The 5,454-nt window shown below is 59.1% G+C and carries 5 protein-coding genes; all 5 read right to left on the bottom strand.

Annotation, left to right across the window (positions count from 1 at the left end; genetic code table 11):
* Positions 1 to 739: lycopene cyclase family protein (locus Q0341_RS09690; protein ID WP_299512599.1), on the bottom strand; the 739-nt coding region annotated here is incomplete at its 3' end.
* A gap of 1 nt (position 740) precedes the next feature.
* Positions 741 to 1,718, bottom strand: a complete 978-nt coding sequence (locus tag Q0341_RS09685; protein ID WP_299512597.1) for a phytoene/squalene synthase family protein — start codon at positions 1,716 to 1,718, stop codon at positions 741 to 743.
* Entirely contained in the window at positions 1,715 to 3,214 is a 1,500-nt protein-coding gene (gene crtI / locus Q0341_RS09680) for a phytoene desaturase family protein (RefSeq protein ID WP_299512595.1), read from the bottom strand. The genes Q0341_RS09685 and crtI overlap by 4 nt, the downstream gene beginning before the upstream one ends.
* Complete coding sequence (locus Q0341_RS09675; protein ID WP_299512594.1) at positions 3,211 to 4,176, bottom strand: polyprenyl synthetase family protein; 966 nt, start codon at positions 4,174 to 4,176, stop codon at positions 3,211 to 3,213. Before Q0341_RS09675 ends, crtI begins: the two co-directional genes overlap by 4 nt.
* Before the next feature lie 103 nt (positions 4,177 to 4,279).
* Positions 4,280 to 5,029 (bottom strand): bacteriorhodopsin-like, encoded by a 750-nt coding sequence (locus Q0341_RS09670; protein ID WP_366522763.1) that lies wholly within the window; start codon positions 5,027 to 5,029, stop codon positions 4,280 to 4,282.
* Positions 5,030 to 5,454: the final 425 nt, after the last annotated feature.

The raw sequence follows: 5,454 nt of genomic DNA, 5'->3' as shown, positions 1-5,454 counted from the left end.
TGGGCAAGATGCCGTGCTCCGATCGGTGCACCGTGTACGCCGCGCCATGGACACGCTGCGCTATGGCGCTGTGTAAATCCATTTCCAAGTCCTCTGGTGTGAACGGCATCTCGGCAAAAACGGTGAACTCCACCAAGGCGCGTGTTGCGGACAAAGGCAGCACATAGGTGAAGCCCACACGCTGTGGCGTGGCCCCTGAGAAGTTCATCAACTCAACGCAGCTGGGCTCAAAGACGCTCTGCGCGCATTCGATTTCAAGCCCCGTGAACGATTGCCACATCAAGGCATCACTGGGCGCAAGAGGGCGCTGTGCGCGGGTGTCAACCAAACTGCGCGCTGAACAAGGGCCGTCGGGTGTTTCCACATGCCAGCGCCCTGCGCGGTACCACGGCTCAGCCGTAACGGGGCTCGCCATGTGCAGGCGCATCTGTGGCACGGGGGCCAGCGCCGCCAACGCCGAGCGGTAAAACTGTTCGGCTGTGAGCATGCGGTAGGGCGTGTCAGCGCAAGCCAAGCGTCGTGTCTCGCCGGCATCGACCACTTGGAATGCGGCCCATTGGTGCGCTGCCTGCTCTGCAAATGGGGTGGTGTCATCGCCCCAAAAACACCAAGTGCGGTCGTTCACGTAGCATGCCCGCTGCTCCAAAATCAAGGTGGAAGGGGCGCGGTGGCCGTGCTGGGCCAGCTGCATCGCCAAGCTCAAACCGGCGCAGCCGCCACCCAAAATCAGCAGGTCCACATCACGCGGCATAGCGCACAAAAGAGACCGCGCTGCACGCGGGTGAACGTGACAAGGCCAGGTGCAAGCGCGCATCGTGCCGCATTGGCGCTTGCCAAAAAAAGCGGCTGAAAGGCGCGGCGGCCAAAGCCTGCGCAGTGATCGCCGCTTTGCGCCTTGGTGACACCATCGCCCGTGTTGACCCGGCCGCACCATCCTGCGCCCTGAGCTGTGTGCCGATGGCGCGGTAAACGCGTGCGGCCACCAACATGCCCGCACGCGCACGCACAGGCAAATACGACAAGCCAAGCTCACCACTCTGGTAATAGGTGTCTGCGCAATCGAGCAAACGTGCCACGCAGGCCTGCAAAGCCACAGACTCGGCGGCAGTTGGGCGCAGCAACTGCGCGGGCGACAAGTGGCCCACCATGCTGGCTGGCAGGTAGCGCCGATCGAGCTTGGCGTCTGCGGCGATGTCGCGGCAAATGTTGGTCAGCTGCATGGCCATCCCCAAGTCAATGGCGTGGGGGAAAGCAGCGCGTGCATCGGTGTCCAGCACCTTGCACATCATCAAACCCACCGTGCCCGCAACTTGGTAGCAGTAGCGAAGCAACGCATCCAAATCGGGCATGCGCACCGGCTGCAGGTCGGACTGAACCCCGGCGATCAAATCCAAAAAAACAGCAGGATCCATGTCGCACTCGCGCATCAGGGTCAAACCATCTTGGAGGATGGGGTCATCCGATTGGTCCGCTCGGATCGATGCCGCCACTTCAGACAAGGCTTGCTGGGCCCAAGCTCTGGAGGGGCTCTCATCGGCCAAGTCATCGATGTGCCGGCACAGGCGGTACAAACGCGTGGCCCGCGCTGCGTGCACTGCGCTCAGCCCGTGGCGGGCCCAATGGAAGCTGCGGCCTTTGGCGGCCAGCACGCTGTCTGCGCTGGGGGCATTGGCTTTGGCGGCGAGGCCGTCGTTATCAAAGGCGAGTGGTCTGTTCATGCCGAAACTGCGCCCGAAGCCGCATTTGGGACCAGCGCATCCATCACTTTGGCCGAACACAACACGCCGGGCACCCCAGCGCCTGGGTGAGTGCCTGCACCGACCAAATACAGGTTTTTCAGCCCTTCGGCTTGGTTGTGAAAGCGAAACCAAGCCGACTGCCGAAACAAGGGCGACACCGAAAAGCCTGCGCCATGTTGGCTCAAATAATCGTGTTCAAAATCTTTCGGCGTCATGAAAAAATCTGCCGTGATCGTCGCTTCCAAGTCGGGCAAAAGGGTCCGGCTGAGCGCTGCGATGATGCGCTGGCGCAAAGCGGGGCCGCTGCTGGCCCAATCTTGTTGGCCTAGCAAATTGGGCACAGGGCACAAGACGTAAAAGCTGTCACAGCCGGGCGGCGCAAAACTCGGGTCGGTCGCTGTAGGGCGGTGCAGGTAGAGCGAAAAATCTTCTGGCAAGGACTTGTGCTCGAAGATATCGGCCAACAACTCGCGGTAGCGCTCGCCCATCCAAATCGTGTGGTGCGCCACCTCGGGGTAGGTCCGCGTGGTGCCAAAGTACAGCACAAACAGGCCCATCGAAAACTCGGCGGTTTTCAGCTTCAAACGCGTGGCGACATGCTGATCGGAGGGCTTGACCATGTGGCCGTACAGGTGCGCCGGATCGGCGTCGGAGACCACCACATCGGCGCTCAGCGTGCGCCCATCGGCCATCACAACACCGGTCACCACACCTTTTGCACCCTCTTTTTTGATGGTCAACGACTGCACGGTTTGTTCCAGCTGGATGTCAATGCCTTGGCGCGTCATCAAGTCGCCCAAGGCCAGGGTGATGGCACCCGTGCCACCCATCGCAAAGTGCACGCCATAGGCGCGCTCTAGGTAATGGATCAAGCCGTAAATGCTGGTGGTGTCAAACGGATTGCCGCCGACCAACAAGGGCTGAATCGAAAACGCTTGGCGCAGCTTCGGGTGGCGCAAGTGGCGCGAGACCAGTTGCCAAACGGTTCGGTCAGTGCGCAGACCGAGCAAGCTGGGAATTTGCTTGAGCATGGTTGTCAAGCGGTGGAAAGGCACCGCTGCGAGTTGGGTAAAACCCACGTCGTAAATGCGCTTGGACTGGCGCAGCAGGCGCAGGTAACCGTCACAGTCCTTGGGCTCGATGCGTGCGATCTCGGCCAGGGTTTCTTCCAGCGTGCCGCCATAGTCAAAATGATCGCCATCTGGAAAAACAAACCGGTACCAAGGTTTCATGGGCACCAAGGTGACGTGGTCTGAAAACTTCTCCCCGAACAGTGCAAACAATTCGTCGAACAAAAACGGCGCTGTGATCACGGTCGGCCCGGCATCGTGGCGAAACCCTTGCCGCTCAAACACTTGGGCGCGACCGCCGATCTGCGGGCAACGGTCCAGCACCGTCACCTCGTAGCCTTTGGCCCGCAAGCGCAGCGCAGCGGCCATGCCGCCAAACCCAGCGCCAATCACCAACGCCTTCACGCACCCACCGCAGGCTTTGAAAACGCGCCGAACAGCCCACGAAGCTGTGCCGACAAAGCCAATAGCTGCGCGCCTGAAGCGCAAGGCATGTGCCCAGCGGTCGCATCGCATAACGCGAGGTGTTGAAGGCCTAAATCAATCGCCGCCGCTTCTGACGCTCTGGCGGTGTCGGCACCGCTGTAGCTGTGCAGGTGCGTCAAAATCAAAACGATGTTCAGGCATTTGGGCTGGCCCATGCGGCTCGCATCCGAGGCGCTGTCGGCCAAGGCGTCTTGCAAGTCGTCAAAAATTTGGTAGCTGACAGCGAAGTTTTCGCAGGCATGTCGCGCCAAGGACAAGCCTTCGGTTTGCCCCGTGGTGAGCAGCACCATTTCCAAGGGCAAACTCAACAAAGCCCCCGATTTGGCTTTGGCGATTTGGATGTAACGGACCATCGCATCGGGCTGGTCTGGCTGCAGGCTCAGGTCGGCGCATTGCCCGTCAATGGCGGTGCTGGTGCGCTCGTGCACCAGCGTTAACAGGGCAGGTAACAGAAGCGGCTGTGAAAAGGTGGACAACACCCCATAAGCGGCTGACAAAATATGGTCTCCGCTGCAGATCGCCATGTTGGTGCCGTACTGGGACCAAACAGCGGGCTGGCCACGACGCATGGGGTCTTGGTCTTGGATGTCATCGTGGATCAACGAGGCGTTGTGCAGCAACTCGGCGCACGCTGCGATGCACACGGCATCGTTTTCTGACAAGCCCAAGGCTTGTGCTGCTGCCAAGGCCAAGCGTGCCCGTACCCGTTGCCCGCCTGATTCCAAATGGTAGGCCGCCACGCGGGTGACATCTGCTGGCCCCAGTGGGTTGATGGGTCGGTCCAAGTGAAGCGCCTGACGCATGCGTGTTTCGACTTGGATCAAGCCCTGATTAACGTGTTGGTGTGTGGCAGGCGGTTGAACGTGGTCTGTGAAAGACATCGGATGACTCCTTATTTAAGTCGACAAGTCACCGAACACCAGTTGTTCGACGGCGAATTTCCCCCGGCGCGCGGCCGGAGGAAATGAGTCTTCGCGTGCAGGCTTATTTCTTGGCCTGGCTTTCTGTCTCTTGCACAGCCACCGTCCAGATGATCAGACCAAAGGCGATCTTGTTCAGAACATCGGCCAAGTTGTAAATGATGTTCAGTGCGTTGACGCTTTCAGTCGGGCTGCTGCCGGTGAGGTAACCGAAGAAGTAACCTATGGGATAAATGGCCCAACCGAAGGTCACGATCAAACGCATGGTTTTGAAAGCAGATTGAACAGACTGGGGCGCTTTTTCGGCGTTGATCTTGCTTGCTTGCCCCATGAAGATTTCATAGAGGATGTAAGCCCAGCCAACCATACCGATGACGAATGCTGGCAACGCCGCCATGTAACCTGCTTCGCCCACGTAGCCGCCCACCAGCATGACCAAGGTGCCAATCATGAGACGCCAGAAAACGCCTGCAGGGACTTTGGTGACCGCCGACAAGATCAAGAAAAACTCGATCATGAGCAGTGGCACGGTGATCAACCAGTCGATGTAGCGAAAGACCGTGGGGGTGTCCCCGGTGGAGACCCAAACATCGCGCATGTAAAAGTAATGAACAGCAGCTACCAAAGTGACCAGTCCAGACACGGTCAAGGATGTTTTCCACTTGGCCGACACGCGGTCACGTTCAAGGAAGAAAAACACGGTCGAGGCCACCAAGGCCATGGAAATCAACCAAAACGAGATGCCCACAAAGTCGTCGGGTTTGAGCAATTCCGAAGTGGCTGCGGCTGCGTGGGTGCTGAAGACGGCCGCCATCACGCCAGTCGTGGCGAGAGCGGTGGCCTTGGGCCAAATAGGATGGATCATGGTGTGGGTTTCCTGGAGAAAAATGGGGTGAAAAGGGCCAGCTGCCGGTGCCGACTTACCGTCGTCAGCGCCGCGCCTTGGAAGAGAACCTGAGCTTGGCCCGCAGAAATGGGTCAGGTAGAGCAGGTCCGGGGTTGCTGCTGCCCTTCATGTCATCCAAGACCATGGACCCTTCGCAAACACGAAGGCGCACCATCTTCTCGAACAGCCACAACAGCTTGGGTGTTTCAACTTACATGCGAAAACTCGGGGCTACGGCGTGGGCCCCTGGTCGCGAAAAGATCAATGTTCGTGGTCAACGTCGGGGCTAAAGTCATACTATTGAGCTTCTCATAACAGATGACACTACCAAAGCGTAGCTTGCATCCAGCAAG

The organism is uncultured Limnohabitans sp. (assembly GCF_937889215.1).
Classification (GTDB): Bacteria; Pseudomonadota; Gammaproteobacteria; order Burkholderiales; family Burkholderiaceae_C; genus Limnohabitans_A.
This window is presented reverse-complemented; position numbering and strand designations above follow the sequence as displayed.